The organism is Paenibacillus sp. YN15, assembly GCF_003285005.1.
Taxonomy (GTDB): Bacteria; Bacillota; Bacilli; order Paenibacillales; family NBRC-103111; genus Paenibacillus_AR.
The window spans coordinates 1-20640 of the sequence record NZ_QMFA01000007.1; the positions used below are offsets into that span (position 1 = coordinate 1).

General features: G+C 55.6%; 17 protein-coding genes. 2 read left to right on the top strand and 15 right to left on the bottom strand.

The window, feature by feature from the left end; translation table 11 throughout:
* Window positions 1–228: 228 nt before the first annotated feature.
* The 6 genes from lgt to pcrB form a co-directional block, all read right to left on the bottom strand.
* Window positions 229–1020, bottom strand: coding sequence for a prolipoprotein diacylglyceryl transferase (lgt, locus tag DQG13_RS08045; RefSeq protein ID WP_113019250.1), 792 nt, complete (start codon window positions 1018–1020; stop codon window positions 229–231).
* Between the two features lie 79 nt (window positions 1021–1099).
* On the bottom strand, window positions 1100–1900 hold the full coding sequence (locus DQG13_RS08050; protein ID WP_113019251.1) for a M56 family metallopeptidase: 801 nt from the start codon (window positions 1898–1900) through the stop codon (window positions 1100–1102).
* Complete coding sequence (locus DQG13_RS08055) at window positions 1897–2325, bottom strand: BlaI/MecI/CopY family transcriptional regulator (RefSeq protein WP_113019252.1); 429 nt, start codon at window positions 2323–2325, stop codon at window positions 1897–1899. The genes DQG13_RS08050 and DQG13_RS08055 overlap by 4 nt, the downstream gene beginning before the upstream one ends.
* A 489-nt stretch (window positions 2326–2814) precedes the next feature.
* Window positions 2815–4851 carry an NAD-dependent DNA ligase LigA gene (gene ligA, locus DQG13_RS08060; protein WP_113019253.1) on the bottom strand — a complete coding sequence of 679 codons (2037 nt, stop codon included), beginning with the start codon at window positions 4849–4851 and terminating at the stop codon, window positions 2815–2817.
* A gap of 467 nt (window positions 4852–5318) precedes the next feature.
* Entirely contained in the window at window positions 5319–7694 is a 2376-nt protein-coding gene (pcrA, locus tag DQG13_RS08065; protein ID WP_113019254.1) for a DNA helicase PcrA, read from the bottom strand.
* A 19-nt stretch (window positions 7695–7713) separates the two neighbouring features.
* A complete protein-coding gene (gene pcrB / locus DQG13_RS08070) occupies window positions 7714–8445 on the bottom strand; it encodes a heptaprenylglyceryl phosphate synthase (RefSeq protein ID WP_113019255.1) in 732 nt (243 codons plus the stop codon).
* Between the two features lie 348 nt (window positions 8446–8793).
* Between pcrB and DQG13_RS08075 the strand changes: the two genes are divergently transcribed.
* A complete protein-coding gene (locus DQG13_RS08075) occupies window positions 8794–9297 on the top strand; it encodes a hypothetical protein (protein WP_113019256.1) in 504 nt (167 codons plus the stop codon).
* Between the two features lie 145 nt (window positions 9298–9442).
* Window positions 9443–9916 carry a hypothetical protein gene (locus DQG13_RS08080; protein ID WP_113019257.1) on the top strand — a complete coding sequence of 158 codons (474 nt, stop codon included), beginning with the start codon at window positions 9443–9445 and terminating at the stop codon, window positions 9914–9916.
* Here DQG13_RS08080 and DQG13_RS08085 read toward each other — a convergent pair.
* The 9 genes from DQG13_RS08085 to DQG13_RS08125 all read right to left on the bottom strand — a co-directional run bounded on the left by DQG13_RS08085 (window position 9876) and on the right by DQG13_RS08125 (window position 20640).
* Window positions 9876–10913, bottom strand: coding sequence for a DUF1835 domain-containing protein (locus DQG13_RS08085; protein ID WP_113019258.1), 1038 nt, complete (start codon window positions 10911–10913; stop codon window positions 9876–9878). The two genes, DQG13_RS08080 and DQG13_RS08085, sit on opposite strands and share 41 nt — an antisense overlap.
* Before the next feature lie 378 nt (window positions 10914–11291).
* Entirely contained in the window at window positions 11292–12266 is a 975-nt protein-coding gene (locus DQG13_RS08090) for a DUF4340 domain-containing protein (protein WP_113019259.1), read from the bottom strand.
* Window positions 12263–13666 (bottom strand): GldG family protein, encoded by a 1404-nt coding sequence (locus DQG13_RS08095; protein ID WP_113019260.1) that lies wholly within the window; start codon window positions 13664–13666, stop codon window positions 12263–12265. The genes DQG13_RS08090 and DQG13_RS08095 overlap by 4 nt, the downstream gene beginning before the upstream one ends.
* A 66-nt stretch (window positions 13667–13732) precedes the next feature.
* The gene (locus DQG13_RS08100) at window positions 13733–14443 is read right to left on the bottom strand and encodes an ABC transporter permease (protein ID WP_181592644.1); all 711 of its coding nucleotides are present in this window, start codon (window positions 14441–14443) and stop codon (window positions 13733–13735) included.
* Window positions 14436–15539: an ABC transporter ATP-binding protein gene (locus DQG13_RS08105; protein WP_113019261.1), complete on the bottom strand. Its 1104-nt coding sequence runs from the start codon at window positions 15537–15539 to the stop codon at window positions 14436–14438. Before DQG13_RS08105 ends, DQG13_RS08100 begins: the two co-directional genes overlap by 8 nt.
* 214 nt (window positions 15540–15753) lie before the next feature.
* The gene (locus tag DQG13_RS08110) at window positions 15754–16731 is read right to left on the bottom strand and encodes a glycoside hydrolase family protein (protein ID WP_258525536.1); all 978 of its coding nucleotides are present in this window, start codon (window positions 16729–16731) and stop codon (window positions 15754–15756) included.
* A 52-nt stretch (window positions 16732–16783) separates the two neighbouring features.
* Window positions 16784–18079, bottom strand: coding sequence for a BNR-4 repeat-containing protein (locus tag DQG13_RS08115; protein ID WP_113019263.1), 1296 nt, complete (start codon window positions 18077–18079; stop codon window positions 16784–16786).
* Window positions 18080–18155: 76 nt separating this feature from the next.
* A complete protein-coding gene (locus DQG13_RS08120) occupies window positions 18156–19733 on the bottom strand; it encodes a type 2 periplasmic-binding domain-containing protein (protein ID WP_113019264.1) in 1578 nt (525 codons plus the stop codon).
* A gap of 34 nt (window positions 19734–19767) precedes the next feature.
* Window positions 19768–20640 (bottom strand): carbohydrate ABC transporter permease, encoded by an 873-nt coding sequence (locus tag DQG13_RS08125; RefSeq protein WP_113019265.1) that lies wholly within the window; start codon window positions 20638–20640, stop codon window positions 19768–19770.

Here is a 20640-nt window from a genome sequence, read left to right on the forward strand (position 1 = left end):
TAGGCACGCCGCCAGCGTTCGTCCTGAGCCAGGATCAAACTCTCCATAAAAGTGGTCCCGAAGGGCCCTTATATTAGAGCCGATAGCTCAATGTTTCAAACGTTTGGCTGATTAAAAAACATGTCATTTGTTCAGTTTTCAAGGAACTTTGTGCGACTTGCTTGACCGCATCTTTCGACGTTATCGCGTCGTCACAAGAAGATATACTACCAGACTGTTTTTTAAAAGTCAACACTTTGTTTCAACTTTTTTTCGGAGTATATATAAGGATACAGCCGCGTATAAAATAAACCCCACTCCGACTGCCGCCGCGCCCGCGCTGGTCCACTGTCCCGCCGTCCAACCGAAAGCGTAGCGAGGCGAATCCCCCCGGAGATATTCCAGCATAAACCGCCCGACGGAATACAGAATGGCATACACCGCAAACAAGCAGCCTTTTGGCCATTTGTAGGACTTGAACACAACCAGCAAAGCAAACACAATAATATCCCATTGTCCCTCCCAGACCTCCGCGGGCCAAAGCGGCACAGCGCCATAGGTATCGAAGGCAATCGTGCCCGGAGGGTATACAATGCCGAACCCTGTGCCCGTTGGCGATCCGAAGGCATCCCCATTAAGAAAGCAGGCGACACGCCCAATGCCCTGCCCCAAAATAACTGCAGGAGCCAATAGATCGGCCAGCTCCAAAAAGGAAAGCCGGTTTCTGCGGGCGTACAGAACAGCTGCCAGCCCCCCTCCCGCAAGAGCGCCCTGAATGGACAAACCTCCGTTCCATACCTGCAGAATTTCCCCCCAATGACGGGAGTAGTATCCCCATTGAAAGAAGAATACATGCCATACCCGCGCCATCACAATGGCTCCCGCCATGACGTAAAGCATCAAATTCGGGATATGGTCCCGGTACGGCGTTCCTTTGGCCAGAAACAAAGCTACCCCCATCGCCAGCAGAACAGCCAGAACTACAACAAGCCCATAAGAACGCACCGGAAAATCCCCAATGTGAAACAGCACCACTCTCATTGCCTTCTCTCCCTCCGTATGTAAAAAAACACCGGCCACTTTACTACACAATGTAGTATCTTCATCCAAAAAAATTTGTTTACGAGCTCCCGCCCACCATCAGCAGCAGCAGAAAACAGCAGGTAACAAGAAACGGCCGCTGCAGCTTCAAAGGCACCTGCACCTCTTCTTCCGGGCTGATCACCTGAAGCATCCGGTAATCAAGCGCCGTTCCCGCAAATTGAAGGGCAGCTCCATATTCAGGAGTCCCCGCTCCTCCGGCCAGCTTAAGCAGCACCGCCCCCACATGCAGGGATGTCCCCATCTGCCGGATGGCAAAGCTGTCGGCAAACAGCTCCTGCCAGGTATGTACATAAGCAAGAACCGGCTTGATCACCGGCAAATAAAAGAAGGACTCGGCCAAAAGCGTTAAAAGAAACAGCTTCAGATTGTCCCGCTTCCGGCAATGGTGAAGCTCATGCAGCAAAATTCCCTTCACTTCTTCGGCAGAGCATTGCGCAAGCGTCCCGGTGGACAGGATGATGCGGGGGCGAAATAGACCGATAGTAAGCCCCACAACCCCCTTGTCGCGCACCACAAGAATCTCTGTATGCCATGCCCGGTACTCCTCTTGAAGCCGCTCTGTCCATCCGCGGTGGAGGCAGGAATGGAACAGGCGCAGACCTTTTACGGTAAGACGCCATTGCTTCAGGATACGCAGCAGCATCCGGCCGCAGCTATATATCAATAAACCCAGCATGAGGCCAGAGGCACATCCGGCACCCCATGCGCCGCCAACGGTTTCCAAAGCAACAGTCCCGCTCATCCACCCTGCAACAGCCGCAACCAGCAGCACAGTCAGCCCATAGCTGACTCTCACCTTTGCCAGAGGGCTCATCATGCTTTTCCCCGCTTCATTTCGTTGATTTTTTGCTCCAGTCTGGCTACAATGCCAGGGTCGGCCCCCTCCAGGGCGTCAATCATATGGGTGACGATCAGGTCCCCATACTCCTGAACAAGCCCCTGGGAGACGGCTCTCATCTGCTCATCAAGAAATTGCTCCTTGGTCAGCGACGGCTTGAAGGTGGCGCCCCTGTCCCGGCCCGCCCTGTCCGCCGCTTTGGCCAGATGTCCCTTTTTGAGCAGGCGGTTCATGACGGTCATCACCGCGTTTACCGAAATGGGCTCCTCCCGGCTTAACACCGACTGCACCTCGCGGATGCTCAGCTCTCCGGAGGACCACAGCAGCTCCATGATTCTCGCCTCCAAAGGTCCAAAAAACCGGTTCAGCCCCTCGTCGTTCACGTTGATCCGGTTGATCCGCATCTTTCCGCCTCCTCACTTTACTACATAGTGTAGTATGCAGACATCCAAGCTGTCAACCTGCTTCGCCAAAGACTTTTCCAGCCGCCCCGGACGCACAAAAGGGGCTGTCCGAAAAGTACGCCAAGGTGAATCCATATTTCGGTAGAAAGGACCGGGAGGTAAAGGGGGTTCTGGAGGAAAACCAGCTTCGGAAGCATTCGTCTGAGGACAAGCAGAATCTGGCTAACGAATCTATATCGCGCTATTTAGCGAAAACGGGCATGAAAAAAAATCTAACGAATCTATATCGCGCTATTCGCCTGCTTGAACGCCTTTCGGCGCAAATTCGGACAAATAGCGATCCTACGATTCGTTAGATTTCAAACATGCCCACCTATAGTCAAATAGCGATACCTAGATTCGTTAGCCTTTTCCGCGAGAGCTTGCAGCTTTCGGACAGCCTCCCGCATTGCATCTTCTTTCAAACAGCCGCCCGCCGTTGCAGCTCTATCAGCCCAGCAGTTGGCGCAGCTCATCCTCGTTGTCGATAATTCGGATACCCAGCTCCTGGGCTTTGTTCAGCTTGCTGCCTGCGGCTTCTCCGGCAATGACCACATCGGTTTTTTTGGAAACACTGCCGGTTACCTTGGCCCCGGCGGCCTCCAACAGCTTGCCCGCCTCATCCCGGGAAAGGGTTGGCAGGGTGCCTGTCAGCACCACCGTTTTGCCGTAGAAGAAGCCTTCCTTACCCGCAGCAGCTTCAGGAGCCCGCTCCGGCGCATGGGGAGACACGCCCAGGCGAAGCATCTTGTCGATGCTGGCGCGCATCAGCGGATCATTGAAGAAGGTCACGATACTTTCCGCCACAATCCCGCCGATATCCGGCAGCTCTTGCAGTTCCTCCGCAGTAGCCGCCATTACTCCTTCAAGGGAGCGGTAATGATCCGCCAGCACCTTGGTGGTGGTTTTGCCGGTATTGGGGATGCCCAAAGCAAACAGGAAAGACTCCAGCTCCCGCCCTTTGCTCTTTTCCAGGGCATCCAGAAGGTTGCGGGCCTTCTTCTCGCCGAAGCGCTCCAGCGTCACCAGTTGCTCCAGCGTCAGCTCATACAGATCGGCGGGATCGCGGACACCCCGCTCATCATAGAGCTGCTCCGCGGTTTTTTCGCTGAAGGTCTCAATATCCATGGCGTCCCGGGAGGCAAAATGAGCGATCCGTCCAATCAGCTGAGGCCGGCAACCGGTTTTGTTGGGGCAGAAAAGATGAGCGCCGCGCCATTCCAGCTCCGTTCCGCAAGCAGGGCAGGCTTCGGGGGCGGCGATCTCCTCCCCTTCCTCCTCCTCCGTAACCTTGCCGAGAATCTCAGGAATTACATCATTGGAGCGGCGGATATAAACCAGCGTTCCCAGGCCCCGCTGCAAGCCCTTGCGCTCAATATCACCCAGATTGTTCAGGGTGCAGTTCTGCACCGTCACCCCGGCCAGCTCAACAGGCTCCACCTTGGCCACCGGAGTCAGCTTGCCGGTCCGGCCCAGCTCCCAGCTCACCGAGAGCAGGGTGGTGACCGCTTCCTCCGCCTCAAACTTATAGGCAATGGCCCAACGCGGGAACTTGTCCGTATATCCCAGCACCTCCCGGGTGCGCAGGTCGGCCACTTTAATCACAATGCCGTCGATGAGAAAATCAAAGCTGTTCCGCTCCCCGGCTACTTTCCGCAGCTCCTCCATGACCTCATCTATAGTGCTGCAATACCGGGTCCAGCCGTTCACCTTAAAGTGATTGGCTTTCAGAAACTCGGTCATTTCCCTGTGATCGGTGAACCCGACGCCTTCCGCATAGCCGATATTGTAAAAGAACGCATCCAGACGGCGTTCCGCCGTAGTCTTGGGATTCAGGTTCCGCAGCGCTCCGGCTGCGGCATTCCGGGCGTTCTTCAGCGGCTCCGCTGCTGTCTGGTTGTACTTTTCCAGGACGGACAGGAACATAATGCCCTCGCCCTGAACCTCCAGGGTGCCCTCCTTAAAGGGAATGCGCAGCGGCACCGAACGGATGGTTTTCACCTGGGCCAAAATCCCTTCGCCCACCTGGCCGTTGCCCCGGGTAGAGGCCTGAACCAGCTCGCCGTTTTGGTAAGTCAGGTTCAAGGTCAATCCGTCAAACTTCAGCTCCAAGGCAAAGGACGGCTCTGGCAGCGGATTGTCCGGATTGGCTTGGTTGTACTGGTCCACCAGCTTTTTTACCCGGGTGTGCCAAGCCAGAAGCGACGTTTCGGTCTGCGCCTTATCCAGACTCCAAAGCTTGGCCAGATGGCGGTGGGGCGCAAAGCCCTTGAGGATTTCGCCGCCTACCCGCCGGGTGGGGGAATGGGGCAGCACCAGCCCCGTCTCCTGCTCCAGCTTCATCAGCAGATCATAAAGAGCATCATATTCCGCATCGCTTGCGGAAGGAGCGTCCAAGGTGTAGTATTCATGGGCCATCCGATTGAGCTCTTCAATCAGCTGCTCCATGCGGGCCAGCGGTTCCCGGGAGGTTTCTTCAACGGTCATGCGGCAATCATCCTTTCGGCGGAAATCCGCTTCTGCTAACTTACACGCTCGGAATCGTTTGTCTGCTTGGTCTATTGGTTACGGAACTCAGAAGCTCTTACGCGCCTAAATCCGCCTCTTCTGTGTGCTAAACGGAACTCAGAAACCCTTACCCGGGCTATGGACAGCCGTTTGGCCGCCAATTCAGGCAATAAGGGCGGATAAGTTCCGCTAAAATCGAAAATACACCGGATTCTGCATTTAAGCGCCGCTGAGTTCCGCAATCCGTAAGGAGCTGTCAGGAAATTAGTACCCGCTTTTGCTGACAAAATCTCCCCGGTTTTAGGGAGTTTTGTCAGCAAATTAGCGGTACTTTATTTCTTGACAGTCTCTAAGCAGTCCGAACGCACATATTCTAACACACAGGGGGCCCAGAGCAGGCCGAGGCCTCCCCCCCCATTCAATCCTATATGAACAAAGCGGTTTCCCTATGACTGCTTGGTGATCGGGGCGAACTTGGCCAGGAGCCGCTTGACCCCCACCGGCGCGGGAAAAGCAATCTGCAGCTCCGTGTCGTCGCCGGAGCCTTTGACCGCCACCACAACACCGGTTCCCCACTTGTTGTGGGCAACCTTGTCGCCGACGCCGAAGTCGGCGGGATTGGCTCCGCCGGCAGCGCCGGCCGCCGCCGCGGAACGTGCCGCGGCCATCCCTCCGGCGCCCGCACCGGCAGAGGCGCCTGTGGCCCGGCCGCCGCCGAAAAGGCTGCCGCGGCCGGTTGCCGCCGCGCCGGGCGCGGGTGCTCCGCCGCCATAACCGGCGGCGGAAGCGCCGCTGTTGCGGCGCTCGCTGTAGCCGCCCCCTCCGAAGGCGGGGCGGCCGAAGCCTTCGCGGGCCGTCCGCGCTGCGGCGGCGGCATCCTCGATGCACTCCCGGGGCAGCTCCTTCAGGAACCGGGAGGGCGCATTGGCGCTGGTGCGGCCGAACAGCATCCGCATCCGGGCGCAGGTCAGGTACAGCTCCTGCTCCGCCCGGGTGATGCCCACATAGGCCAAACGACGCTCCTCCTCCAGCTCCTCGTTGCTGTTTTGGACGCGGCTGTGGGGGAAGATATTCTCCTCCATCCCCACAATGAACACGGCGGGAAACTCCAGTCCCTTGGCGCTGTGCATGGTCATCAGCACAACGGCATCGCCGCCGCCCGCCTCCTCAGCCCGGTCCATGGTATCGATATCGGCAATAAGGGCCAGGTCGGTCAGGAAGGACACCAGGGACTTGTCCTCATTGCGCTTCTCGAATTCCAGGGTAACGGAGAGAAACTCATCGATATTTTCCAAACGGGCCGTGGATTCCAACGTATTCTCCCGGATCAGCTCCAGCTTGTATTCGGTGAGCTCCAGGGTCTTCTCCGTCAGCTCCGTCACGGATAAGTATTCCAGCATCCGGTGGAGATTAGTCACCATTTCATAGAAGTCCCGCAGGGTATTCTTGGCCTTGGCCCCCACATCCACGCCGTCCAAGTCCCCCAGCATGGCAAACATGGAAATACCTTGACGGGCTGCGGCCTCGGCCAGCTTTTCCACCGTGGTATCCCCGATGCCCCGCTTGGGCACATTGATAATCCGCCGCAGGCTGATATCGTCGTCGGGATTGGAGATCAGCCGCAGATAAGCGAGAATATCCTTGATTTCCTTGCGGTCATAGAACTTGATGCCGCCGACAATCTGGTAGGGCACCTCGGATTTAATGAGAATTTCCTCGATCACCCGGGATTGGGCATTGGTCCGGTACAGAATGGCGTAATCCCGGTATTTCCGACCCTGGGAGAGACCCTTCTTGATCTGCGAAACCACATAATAGCCTTCCTCGTGCTCGGAATCCCCCTGGTAGACCTGGATCTTGGCTCCTTCGCCCTTGTCCGACCACAAATTCTTCGACTTGCGCCCCGTGTTGTTGGCGATCACCTTGTTGGCGGCGTTCAGAATCGTGGTGGTGGAGCGGTAGTTCTGCTCCAAGAGAATCGTGGCGGCTTCAGGATAATCCTCCTCGAAGTTCAGGATATTGGTAATATCCGCCCCCCGCCAGCGGTAAATGGACTGGTCGCTGTCACCCACCACGCAGATGCGGTGATGCTTGTCGGCAATCATTTTGCAGAGCATATATTGGGCCCGGTTGGTGTCCTGGTATTCGTCCACATGGATGTACTGGAACTTGTTCTGGTAATAGTCCAGCACCTCGGGAACCTCTCTGAAGAGCTGAATGGTGGTCATGATCAAATCGTCAAAGTCCAGGGAGTTGTTGGCCTTCAGCTTTTTCTGATAGAGCTTGTACACCTTGGCGACAATACCATCAAAATAGTCCCCGATCAGCGCTTCCTTCCGCTCCGGCGTGATCAGCTCATTTTTGGCGTTGCCGATAGCTGCCTGAACCGCCTTGGGCTCGAACTTCTTGGTGTCGTAATTCAATTCCTTCATGCAGGTCCGAATGACGGACAACTGGTCGGACGAATCGAGAATGGAGAAGTTGGAGGAAAAGCCGATTCGGGAAATGTCGCGGCGTAAAATTTTGACGCACATGGAGTGGAAGGTGGACACCCAGATATCTCTGGCGGAGGGGCCCACCAGCTTCTCCACCCGCTCCTGCATCTCCCGGGCCGCCTTGTTGGTAAAGGTAATGGCCAATATGCTCCATGGCGCAGCCTTGCCGGTGGCGATCAGATAGGCGATCCGGTGGGTCAGCACCCGGGTTTTGCCGGAGCCCGCGCCGGCCATAATAAGGAGAGGACCGTCTACAGTCTGCACCGCCTTCTGCTGCGGGGAATTAAGCGAACGAACCGCCTGCTCGATATTCATTGAAAAGCTCATCACATTCCATCCTGTCTATTTAAAGATAACCACCCGCTGCGCCGCTTGGGGAGGCGCCATCCAAACGCCGCACCGCCTCCACGGTAGCCAGCGCGCCGGAGAGGTTCTGGTAAACCGCATTGCCTACTACTATAGTATGGGCGGCCTCGGCAGCCTGCCGGGCCCGTTCCGGACCGTCAATGCCTCCCCCGTAAAACAGGCGGGCGGAGATCAGCCGTTCTCTAGCTCGCCGGACCCAATTCATGTTGCCGAAGACGCCGCTGTACTCCACATAAAAAATTGGAACGCGGAAAAGCTTGTCCCCCAATGCCGCATAGGCCAAAAAATCCTCCAAGGCCTCCGGCTTCACTGCGCCGGTAAGCTTAGCGGCAGTGGATTGTTCATTAAGAATCACATAACCCTCCGCGGCAACCCGGCTCCAGTCCATATACGGCTCCGCAGACGCAAGCACCTGCTGGTGGCGGCCGGTAATCCATTCTCCGCGGGCCGTATTGAGCACCGAAGGAACCAGGTACCAGTCAAACCCTTGGACCAGCGCCTCATCCGTAGAAATTTCCAGGGCGCAGACCACCGGATACCGCCGGATACGCTCCAAGAGAGACGAAGTATTATCATACGTGACGCCGGAGGAACCGCCAATGACAAAGGCATCCGTACCGGACCGGCACAGCTTGTCCAACGCCTCGTCGGACAGATCCTTGTCGGGGTCCAGCTTGAAGATATGGCGCCAACGGGTAAAAGACTCTTGCATGGGAAACCCCTTCCTGCCGCCTAGGGCGTGTCTGACAACTCCGAGGGGATTGGGCCGAATTTTCGTTCCAGGCGAGGCACTTTCGTGAAGGCGTACCGGGGTACGTCAAGCGGAAGTAGCGATAGCTCGGGGCGAAAAGGCGTGAAAGATGCCCTCAAGCGGGTTTTCAGACATGCCCTAACAAAAGGCCGCTTCTCTCTTTCAAGTCTACGGGAGGCTGCACAGGGTGTCAAATGGGTCTTTGGTTGCACAACTCTTTCCACAATTTCAAGATTAACTATGCTATATTGGATATAAGGAAGCATTAAGTCGTAGGTTAATAGTCTCTTCGTGAAGGGGAAGAATCCGATGCCCAAGACGATATTATTGGAAATTGACATTGAAGAGGGGGAAGATTACGTCGTCAAGGAGCTTCTGGCTTACCTTGCATATACCAAGCGAATCAAAAAATATTTGTGGCAGGAAAAAGAAAGCGCCTCCCAACAAAATGCGGCTCCCAGCGCTTCCCCGGCCCCGTCTGTCCAACGCTCCGCTCCGAAGGATGCTTCAGCGGCAAGCAAATCGGCCGCAGCTGCCCCGAAGCCTGCGCCTGCACCTGCGCCGCCGGCACCGAAAAATGCCGAGTCCTCCCAAATGATGATGTCGATGCTGGAGGACCTCTCCCGGTGGAAGAAGGAGAACAAGCTGATCCGCCTGAAGGCGCTCAAAGGCAAGGGCAAGTTCCTGGACATTGCCTGCAAAATTGTCAGTCACGACGCCGATGTAGGCACAGTTACCGTGTACGATGTAGACCGGAAGGTTGTGGAAACCGTAAGACTGACGGAAATCGAAGACATCGCGCTGGCGCTGTGAACATGCACACCCGATCTAAAAGACTCCCCTTGCGGAATTTCGCGGCGGGAGTTTTTGCTATGTGGCAGAGGATGGGGAATACTATCCTCAGGGTTTTTGGGTAAAGCCCCATTATGTCTCTTTAGCAAAAGAATGGAGGGCTGTTATGTCCGATGATGCGCGCGCCCGTTATTTCCCTTGGCTCCGCTTCCTGATTCCGGCTGCAGCTGCAGCTGTTCTGCTCTTGTCGGCGGGATTTGCCGCGCCCCCTGCACCTGCCCCCGCCGGGCAGGCGCAGATCGAACGGTTTGATGTGAAAAAGGGCCAGGTGACGGACCGGATTCCGATAACGGCGGAGATGCAGCAGGAGCTCCGCAAGCTGGCCCAGTCCGCTTCCGGCTCTGCGGGAACCTTCCGGATCGATCCCCCTGACGGCACGGTTCTGCACTTTCCCTTGCAGCCTGCAGTGGAGATCCGCCAGCGGGGATTTTTTGCCCTGGCCGCGGAAGCGTATCTGTTTCTTCCGGCAGACAGGGAGCCGTATATTCTCTTCTTCTCCGAGGAAAATGAACCCCGCCTGTTCGGGCTGAAGCACCCGGTCAACCGGCTGTTGGCCCTGTGCGGCTGGGAGGAGGGGTAGGCACCAGCCGTTGGCCGTCCGCGTCCCAGCGCCAAACCTCTTGGCCGGTCAGATGCACGCCGCCCAAAATCCGCTCCACCCCGCCCAGCTTGACGTAATCCGCCTTGCCTGCCAGCACATCCTGCCCGTCCGGGGTCAGGTGGACGGTAATGCCGGGCAGCGGCCCGGCGTCTCCGTAGCGGGGCAGCTCATCCGGGATGCTGAGCCGGATCAAGGGCGCAGCACCGCTGCTCATCCGCCGCAGATAGGCCCAAAAGGCCAAATCCCCGATGCCCAAGAGGGGATGCGGATGGGTTGCTGCCGTAAACAGCGGCAGCAGGTGGTGGGTTCCGGCGCTGACGGCCTGAAGCGCCGCGCGCTCTACCAGCCCCAGTCCGTCTGCCACGGACGGGAAGCGGGCGAGATGGGCGGCAAAGGCCTCCCGCAGAAAGGGCAACGCCGCCGTATCGGCCTGGAGCAACGCTTCCACCGACCGGGGGTCGGGGGAGGCGTAGGCCTCCCAGGCCCGGCGGCCCAGCGCCAGCGCTTCTGCGGAAACGGGGCGCCGCCCCGGGTAGAGCCCGGCCAGCTGCTCCGCGGTGAGCTGGCCCAGCCCGTGAAACGGCTCGATCCCCGGATACGAGCCGATGGTAACAAGCTGGAGGCGGAGAGGAGGGGCAGCGCCCTCCGCCTCCAGGTGAGCCAGACGATGCAGCAGGAAGGCCTGCATCGTTTGATCGAAGAGATCGTGCTCCATCCAGAGCACGATCTCTTCGCCTTGGGCGGCGGCTTGAGCCAGCGCCGCCTCCTGTGCGCCGCAGGTTTCGGCGTACAGCGCCTGCGGGATGCCGTACGCCTCCTCCAGGTAAACTCCGCGCTGCTGCCGGATGGCAGGCCCGTCCATCTGCGGGGCCACCGGCCCCTCCGTATAATCCTCCCGCCACGGAAGAACGGTTCCCTCTATCCCGGCCTTCCGCAGCTTTTCCGCCACCGCATCCCCATTGGTGATATGCAGCATAACCACGCCCCCCTTTCCTAGGGGCTGTCTTGGAACTCCGAAGGCAGCAGATTTTGCCGAAGTTTCGTTCCATGCAAGGCACTTTTGTGCAGGCGTACCGGGGGTACGTCAAACGAAAGTAACGAAGCAGGGGGCGAAAAGGTGGTGAAAGATGCTCCTTTAGCGGGTTCTAAGACAGTCCCTCATTACCTCCATTATATCCCATTGGCGGGCAGGAAACATACATTCGCATGAGATTCGCATAAGAAATTAATGCCGGAACCGGCCGCCTGCAATAAAAAAACAGCCGGGACCCGCCTTGAGGCGGAATCCCGGCTGCTGCTGCCTTATTCCCGCCGCCCGGGAACGTTTGCACACGCCCGAGACGGCATTGTTATCTTATTGTCCGGCTGGAGAAGGAGATGCGCTGGCCGGGGACGGGCTGGCCTCGGCGGCCGCCTCCGCGGTTTGCAATTCCTTCAGCTTGTCGGCTACTGCATCCATATCGGATGCGCCAAGAGCAAAAGCGAACGGGCCGTCGGTTTTGGCCACCCGGACCAGCTGGTTGTCGATTTTCCCTTCATATATTGCGGGAGCGCCCTCCGTCTGGGTAATGGTCATCTTCAGCTCGGGAGCGGTCCAGTCCACCTCCGCCCGTTTTTTCGGCAGCCGGTCCGTAGACAGGAAGATCAGCTGGTCCAGCACCCCGCTGCCCTCCTCCGGCTTCAGCTCCTTATCGCCCAGCTTCCAGGCGGATTCATAGGCTTTTTTGGCGGGATCGGATTTGGTCAGGGTCCACTTTTCCCCTTTCCACTCCAACTCAATGGCGCTCACCTTGTCGTACTCCACATTGAACACGGATTTATCCAGGAAATCCTCGGCGGTTTTGCTGATGTTGGCAAGCATGGTGTCGTCCGCTTCATAAACCGTGTTGGCGTCCCCAGTCTTAATGTAGGTGGTGCCGGATACCGGCAGGGGGTTGCCGATGAGAAGCGTCTTTTTGCTGCCATCCGCAAGCACGGCCTCCACCTGCTGCAGCGGCTCGGCCAGGCCGAATTCCCCCAAATTGGCGGGGGCTTCGTCCACCACCCCTTTGACTGTCACAGTGCCAAAGGAGTCTGCCACAGCATCGGCAGCATAAGCCTCCACCGGATAGGCCTCCGGCGCAGTCATTTCCCAGCCGTTTTCGGTCCGCTTCAGCTGTACGGTGGTTTCTCCGGTGCCCAGCTTCAGTTCCTTCACGTCGGCGCTTTTGACAGCAAAGAGCTCCTGATCCGTTTTGACCTCTTCCTTAAAGAAGTTTTCGCTCTTGGCATAGGCATAACCGCCGATCAGAACGATCAAGAGGATCAGCGTAGGCAGAAATTTCTTCATCCCTTTCTCCTCCTCCACCAAACAGCTCCCCCTGCCGCCAGGAAAGCCAGCGGGAAGACGGCGATGGTTCCCCAGAAGATCATCTTTTGCTTGGAGACGGTAATGTACACCTGATCGGGTGCGGCTTCTTCTCTGGGCCGGATGGTCACCACATCCTTCTGCTCATTGAGCCAGCCGGCGCTGTTCAGGGCGAAATCCCGGTTGCTTTGCTCGGCGATCCAGTCATCCCGCAGGAACATGGCGTTGCCGATGACGACAGCCTTGGGCTTGTCGTCCTGGGTGGTTATCGCATACCCCAGATCCAGCGGGCCGGTCAGATCACCGTCCACTTTTTTGATGGAATCCTGGGTCAATTGGGTATTGGTCGAGGTAAAGGGCGCCAGATCCTTTTTGCCGTAGCCCGCATCGCTGGTCCGCAGCAGGGCGCTGAGCTTGTAATCCGCAAAATCCTTCACCGTGGACAGCGACATAGCCGCCGGGAAGGCGACAATGGCCCGCTGCTCCTCCAACTTGCTGACAATATCGTGGTAGCCGTATTGGGGCACGATGGTCAAGGGACTGGAGGACAGAGTCTTGGCGGACTCCACCACCAGAGCGTTGTCATTCTGCACCCCAACTGCGGACAATACCTTGTTCCAGTTGGTCCATTTCTCCATATCCTTGGCCAGACCAACCGCCATATAGAGCTTGCCCTTGTTTTTGACAAAATCGGTGATCAGCGTCGCTTCCTGCTCGGTGGCGTCCTTTTGGGGAGCCAGAATGATCAGGGTTTCCGCATCCTCGGGAATGGCGCCGGCGGAGTACAGGTTCAGCTCCTTGATTTCCATCCCCTCGTTCTCCAGACCGCTCCTGAAGGTGTAGGCATCCGAAAGGGTCATCTCATTATGCCCGGTGATGGCGTAGGCGATATGCTTTTGTCCGGAGGTCAGATCCACCAGCGCTTGGGTGAATTTGGATTCCCCGCTGAAGGTATAGGTGGTCTGCTGCGATCCGTAGCCGAACAGCTCGGAGCTGGTGACGCTTTTGGTTTTGTCGCCGCTCTCAAAAATGATGGTGCCATAGGAGCCGATCTCATACTTTTGCGCCAGGGACGGATTCTTCTTGGGGTCCACTTCCTCCCAGGTGAATTTGCTGCTGCGTTTCTGGTATTCATCCAGCAGGTCCTTGATCTGGCGGCTGACCACCCCTTGGCCCGAATCGGTGAAGGCGATGGCATGCACATCCTGGTTCAGGTTTTTCAATGTGGTAATGGTTTTGTCGGACAAAGTAAATTTTTTGTTGGCGGTCAAATCCCACTGGGCACCCTTCAAGGAATGCAGGAAGATGGTGAGCAGGATAAATATTCCCACCACCGCCACCGACAATATGGCGGCGTTAGCGCCTTTGATCCAATTTTTCACAGTCGTATCCTCCTAAGAGTCTTGCCGTGAGGCAAGACTGGCATCGTAAGCATCTGCTCTGGCGATTTATCTCCAGCGTTTGCGCTCCAGCACTTGAATACTCAGAACCAGGAACATGGCTACCATGGTCACGTAAAACAGCACGTCCGGCAGGTCAAAAATTCCCTTCTGCAGATTGGTCAGCCGCTGGACAATGGAGAATTGCTCAAAGATGTCGCGGGCCGAGGAAAACAGGCTGTAACCCAGCCAATCGATGACCCAGAGCAGCAGGAGCATGGCAAACGCCGCGATGCCCGCAATCATCTGATGCGACGACAGGGACGAGCAGAACAGGCCAACGGCCATCATGGCCGCCCCCAGCAGGAACAGGCTCAGGTACGACAGCCACAGGACCGGCCGATCCAAGGAACCGTAAGTGCCCATAATCGCCGGATACAGAAGGCTGAAGGCCACCAGCAGGAAATGCACCAGCAATGCGGCCATATACTTGCCCAGCACAATTTCGGTCAGACTGGCCGGCGAGGTGAGCAGAAGCTCATCCGTCCCCTGGCGCAGTTCCTCCGACACCAGCCGCATGGTCAACAAGGGGATGACGAACAGGTAGAACAGAATCATATTGGACATCAGCGGACGCATATCCACTGTAAAGGAAGAAAGAAAATCATTGGCAAAAAAGAAACCCGCCAGCAGAAAGTAAAAGGCAAACGCTACATACGCCACCGGCGAATAAAAGTACATTTGAAGCTCCTTGCGGCAAATGGCCCAGATTCTACGCACGGTTTCCGCCCCCTTCTTCTGCGTCGGCTTCCGCTTCCTTGACATCAGCTGCTCCGACGGCGCCAGGTTCAGCCGATTTTGCCGCCTGCGGCGCTTCAGCGCCGGCATTATCCCCGGCTCCGTCCTCCCGGACAATGACCGTGGGGTCCTGGCTGGTTAATTGCAGGAAGATATCCTCCAGGCTCAGGTTCTCCCGCTTCATCTCAAGAATGGGAAGTCCCAGCTCGGCCATCCGGAAGAAGATGGCTTCCCGAATATCCGTGCGGTCTCTGGCGGAGACCAGGAGCGACGAGGTTTCGCGGCTGCCGCCGGCATCTGCGGGAGCTTCCTCCCGCAGCTTGACTGCCTCCACTTGGGGCAGCAGCGCCAGCTCCCTCAGGATATGCTCACGCTCGCCTCTAATCTCCAGGGAAACTTGGAACTTGTTTTCCATTTGTCCGCTCAGTTCCTCGGGGTTGCCGTCCATCACAATCTGGCCCTGATTGATGATCAGGACACGGTTGCACAGGGTGTTGACCTCAGGCAAAATATGGGTGCTGAGCAGAACGGTATGCTTTTCTCCCAGTTCCTTGATCAGCTGGCGGATCTCGATAATCTGCTTGGGGTCAAGGCCGGAGGTCGGCTCATCCAGGATCAACAGGTCGGGCTGATGCAGAATTGCCTGGGCCAAACCCAGCCGCTGCCGGTAGCCCTTGGACAATCCTTTAATAATCTGTTTCTCTCTCCCCTTCAGCCCCAGCTTCTCTACCGCTTCCCCGATGCGGTTTCTCTGCTCCCGAACGGGAATATCCCGCAAGTCGGCCACAAACTTCAGGTAAGCGCCTACCGACATTTCCGGGTACAGCGGCGGCGTTTCCGGCAGGTAGCCGATTTTGCGGCGCGCCTTCTTCGGATGCTCCGACATGGACAGCCCGTCAACCAGGATTTGCCCCTTGGTCGGGTTCAAGTACCCGGTGATCATCCGCATGGTAGTGGTTTTCCCGGCTCCATTGGGCCCGAGAAAACCGACAATCTCCCCACGGCTCATGGAGAAGTCCATATGGCGGACGCCGCGCTGGTTTTCGTACATTTTGCTGACCTCGCGCACTTCTAACACTTGGTTACCCCCCAAATATTCGAATGGATAGATCTTTGCTGCACAAACAGGCAAATTCAATATACGTATTGAACTCTAAACACAGCTTAAAGGAATCTGAAAGCAAGCTTAAAAATATGTGTCTAATTTGTGAACTTTATATCTCTATAAATATAATTAGCCCCCATTGGCTTGAATGGGGGCGCAAACAGTCTATAACGAAAAGCCGATTACGTTAGTGTCTCAAAGGGATCACCATATTCCAGGTCCGGGAAGCATTTGTGAATCCTCCCGGACCGTCCGCAGTCGCGGCAAAAAGATGTGTGGGCACACCGTTGTGGAACAACAGAAACGGCCGTTCCAGACTGCCCATTACTCTGTAGGCCCCATCCTCCCATAATACTTTGCGGGAATAGGCCTGGGGCGGGTCGCACAGTCTCCAATCCAATCCATTAGGCGAAACGGCATGAATGCCTGCATGGGCTTCTCCGCACCATCTCCCATCCATGTCCTTGGCAATCATTTCGTACCCTTCTGCAGACTGCCATATGAACGGGTCCTCTAAATGGCATTCCGCCTCAGGAAAAATAGGCGCATCGGTTTGGCTGATATACGTGCTCCTGTAATGACTGGCCCTGGCTGCACCGAAATTCATTCTTCCAAAGTCGGCCAGGCCAGGTCCTGTGCGGCCTCTTCCTTTGTAGACCAGCAGCACGGAGCCGTCCGGGTGGACGCAGGGGGCCGGATTGCTGGTTAGAAAACTGTCAAATTTTCCCGGACGCGTTTCCAAAATTGGGCGGTCCATTCGCTCCCAAGGACCAAATACACTTTTGGAGACGGCAAGTCCAATCCGTTTGTTGGAGCGGGCCGCAAGAACCCGGGTATCCTCCAGTGTCAGAGCTTCCCCTTCCCCGCAACAGCTGCCCTCATAGGTGCTGCCGGTATAATAAAGCAGATAACACCCGTCATGCTTGACAATATGAGGGTTATGCGTCATTTTTCCGTCCCAGCAGGCAGCCCCTCTTTGCTTCAGCACTACCTCTTGGAAGGTATACGGCCCCTCGGGGAAAACAGACACGGCCCTGACAATTTCCGATGAAACCAGCCAGCCGGGATGCATGGGAAGACTCTTCGGCCAACGGGAAGCAAACATATGATAGCGGCCGTCCTCTCCGAGAACCACCGATCCGCACCACACCCAATATCCTTCCATGCGAAAACCGCCATCAAGCGGCGCCGGAAGCAACCTATCAGCGAGATTCCCGCTACTGCCCTTCATGCTCTTGTTCTCCTTTTCCGCTGGAATCATCATCCGGGGAATTACCGCAGCAAGCAGCCGCCCCCACAGCCAAAATGGACCACTTGCCCGTATAGTCCGTAAACGCCTCTTCCCAATTGATTTGCCCAAGTATTGCATGAACCTCAGGGCGGTGGTCATGGATGAAATTCACATAGGGCGCATATTCCGCCCCATTTTCAAAGGGAATTTCCACAGTTTCCTCCCTTATCCATTCCTTTTCCCCCCGCCGGCAAACCACAAGCCTTGTCCCCGACAGATATATCAGCCTGAGAGTACCTGAAGCGGCATCATATTCCAGATCGCGGAACTCGAAGGTTGTATCGTCAATCGTCTGAACAGACCAGGCTCCTTCCGACCATACAGCCGCCCTCACCTTTCCTTCAGGAGCAGCTTGATCTCTGTATCCATAAGCCACTACGGGCATCTTTGCAATCGGATCATATACGGCAACGGGACACATCACCGTATGGCTCCAGCCTTCGCCGGGAACGGCGGTTTCGATCAGGCCGCGCGTCATCATGTCGTCATACTGAAGGCAGCCGCCAAGATCGGCGCCGTCAGCACTGTACAGATGCCCTTCGGACAGATTCAGGGAGGCGTAAAAGCAGCCTTTTCCCTGGCTGGCATGGCCCTGGGGACCGCCCCACATGGACCAGGCCAGATGAATGCGCCCCTGATGCTCACTATTGGCCGGCTCATATTCCGTTCCAAACATATAGACCTCGTCAAATTTCTCCGGATCGCTTCTGCCGCTGTCGATAATGGTGACAGGCTCCGACCAACTGGTCCCATTATCGCCCGATCTGATGAACCGATAGGTGCGATAAGGATAACGGTTGTCGTCATTGCAGGAGTAGAAGAGCAGCATATCATCCCCCGCCGTTACAGGAGCAGGATAACAATTGCGGTTTTGGCTGATGGTGCTTCTGGTCCATTCTCCCTCCAGGGAATGGGGATGGGGAGCAGACAGCTGGTAAAGCTCATGGGCATGTTTGGCATAGTAGATGCGGGGCCTTCCATCAGGCGATTGGATCATCGCGGGATAATTATGATAATCCCACCTTCCTGTCATGCTGTTGGAGACCACGCGAATTTTCCGCTCCCAACAGCAGGCGCTGTGGCAATAGGCCCGCACATAGATATCCATTTCAGGTCCGTTCCAGACCACAAAGGTTTTATTGGCTTCGGCATCATAATAGCCGGCCCCTACCGGCCGTTGGCAGCCAAAGCTTCCATTTTGGGCAATTTTATAAGGTATCATAAAATCACGTATTCTCCCCAGACCTTATTGGACAAAAACAAGGAGAGCGCAAGGCATTATGCGCCCTCCTCAGTTTTTATTTGGAGCTTTCCATTTTCTTAATGTAGGTATTCATTTCCTTTACATAATCCTCGCCGCCGTTCTTGTACCATCCGGTCAGAAGCTCATCAAACTTGGATACCGGCTCCGACCCCATGATAATCTTCATCACCGTCTGATCCCAGACCTTCTTATAATCCATGAAGAGAGGCTTCTTGCCCGCTTCAGGCAGGAATCCGACATCCTTGGCCGGGACTACTGTTTCCAGGGATTTTTGGAGCCATGGTGTCACCAGCGTTTTTATCTCTTCCTTGGTATCAACGGAGAAGAAGAAATTGATATCGTTGGCCCGGCGCATGGTGTTTCTTCTAACGTATGTTGTCATTCCCTTTACCGGCGTTTTGACGCCGCCTTCAACGGTATAATCCACGCCTTCATATCCACTATTCGTAGTGTTCCACATTTTATCGGAAACATAGGAATCCAGCACATCTATCACTTTTTGCGGATTTTTGGCCGAAGTGGTTATGGCCCAGAAGCCCCACAATCCGGTGGGACTGGTGGTAAGGGTTCCTCCCTGTACCTTTCCCTCATCATCCTTTATGAATAGATAGGTCAGCTCAGCCGTAGGGATATTTTTCTGCATTTCACCCAGATGCCAGCCATAGTGTCCGGCAAAGCCGGGCATGACTCCCGCCAGACCTCTCCAGAAGCGCTCACGCTGCTTGGCTTCGTCATTGGTGGCGGAATCCGGGTCAAAATAGCCGCTGGTGTACATTTTGGCGCTGAAGGTCAACGCATTCTTGAACTTGCTGCCCGATTGATCATAGATGGGATTCATGTATTCATAATTCCCGCCGGAGGCCTTCTGCCATCCCGTAAGGCCGAATGCCCCCGGAGCTATCACATCCAGTACCTTCTGGGCATTGTATGCGCCTACATATCCGTACGTATCCTTCTTCCCATTCTTGTCGGGATCATCCGTGGTAAATTTCCTGAGGATCTCCTCAAACTGCGCCAGGGTAATTTCGTTGTCCTTGGGAACGGCAAAGCCGATATTGTCCAGCCAGTCCTTTCTTACCCAAAAGGTATCATTCCGGATGACGGAGGTTCTCGGAATGCCGTAAATCTTGTCATCCTGGTTGACCCTCAATTGATCCCATGAGGATTGATAGGTATATTTTTGCAAATTTGGAGCATTTTTTAAATATTCATTTACAGGCTTGATAATGCCGTCCTTGACCGCATTCTGGAAGCTTTGGTCTGTGGTATTGGGGAAGAACACCACATCCGGATACGTTCCCGAAGCCAACATGAGTTGAAGTCTTTCATTATAACCGGTAGCGGGAGGAATCTCAAAATTCAATTTCACATTGTTCATCTGCTCAATTTCACCGATGAACTTTTTATCCGAATCAGACAACTCGGGTTTGTCATAATTCCCCATGATGTTGATTGTTACAGGCGCGGCAGGCGCACTGGGAGCAGCGCTTGTCGCTCCCGCAGCAGGACTTTCCTTCTCTTCTGTAGAGCTGTCACTGTCTCCGCAAGCTGTGGCGCCAAGCGCCATGGCGGCGGCCAAGGCAGAGAGTAATATCTTCTTTCCAGCAATCATTTGAACCCCTCCTGATGATTTTTCTATGCACAGCCTAACCCTTCACAGAGCCCAGCATGATGCCTTTCACAAAGTACTTCTGCAAAAACGGGTACACGCAAAGAATGGGAACCATGACTAGCATAAGAGTGGCATACTTGATGGTTTCACTGGTCAATTGCTCGGCGCCCGTCTCAGCAGCATTGCCTTCCCGTGCCATAGCTGACGCCCCGGCAATAACCTCCCGCAAATACAGCATCAGCGGCCATTTGAAGCTGCTGCGAATGTAGACAATGCCGTTGAAGAAATTGTTCCAGTACCCGACAGCCGCAAACAGACACAGTGTAGCAATAATCGGCTTGGACAGCGGCACCACGATACGGAATAAGATGAAGGGGTCACTGGCTCCATCGATGCGCGCCGCCTCTTCCAGCTCCTCCGGCAAGGCTTCAAAAAAATTCTTCATCAGAATCAGGTTAAAGCCTGTAAAAAGAGCGGGAACAACCAGTGCCGTCAAAGTGTCCAACAGCCCTAGGGATCTCATCAAATAGTAATTGGGAATAAGTCCGCCGTTAAACAGCATGGTAAAGATGATGAGCAGCATCATCACCCTGCGTCCCTTCAGAACTTTCTTGGATAAGGGGTATGCCGTGAGGATATAAAGCAGAATGCCGATGCCTACGCCGCTGACCGTTACAATAATGGTGTTGAGATAGCTTCTCCATAAAAGGGCCTGTTTCATGATTTCATAGTATGCCTTCAAGTTAAAATCCCGCGGCCAGAACATCATCGGATTATTGACATAGGCATGATAGGAGCTCATGGACACGGAGGCTACATTCAAGAACGGATACAGCATGACAAGCGAAATCAGCGTGATTAATATATAGTTAATAGCATCAAACATTTCCAGTTTTTTGCGTTTCAT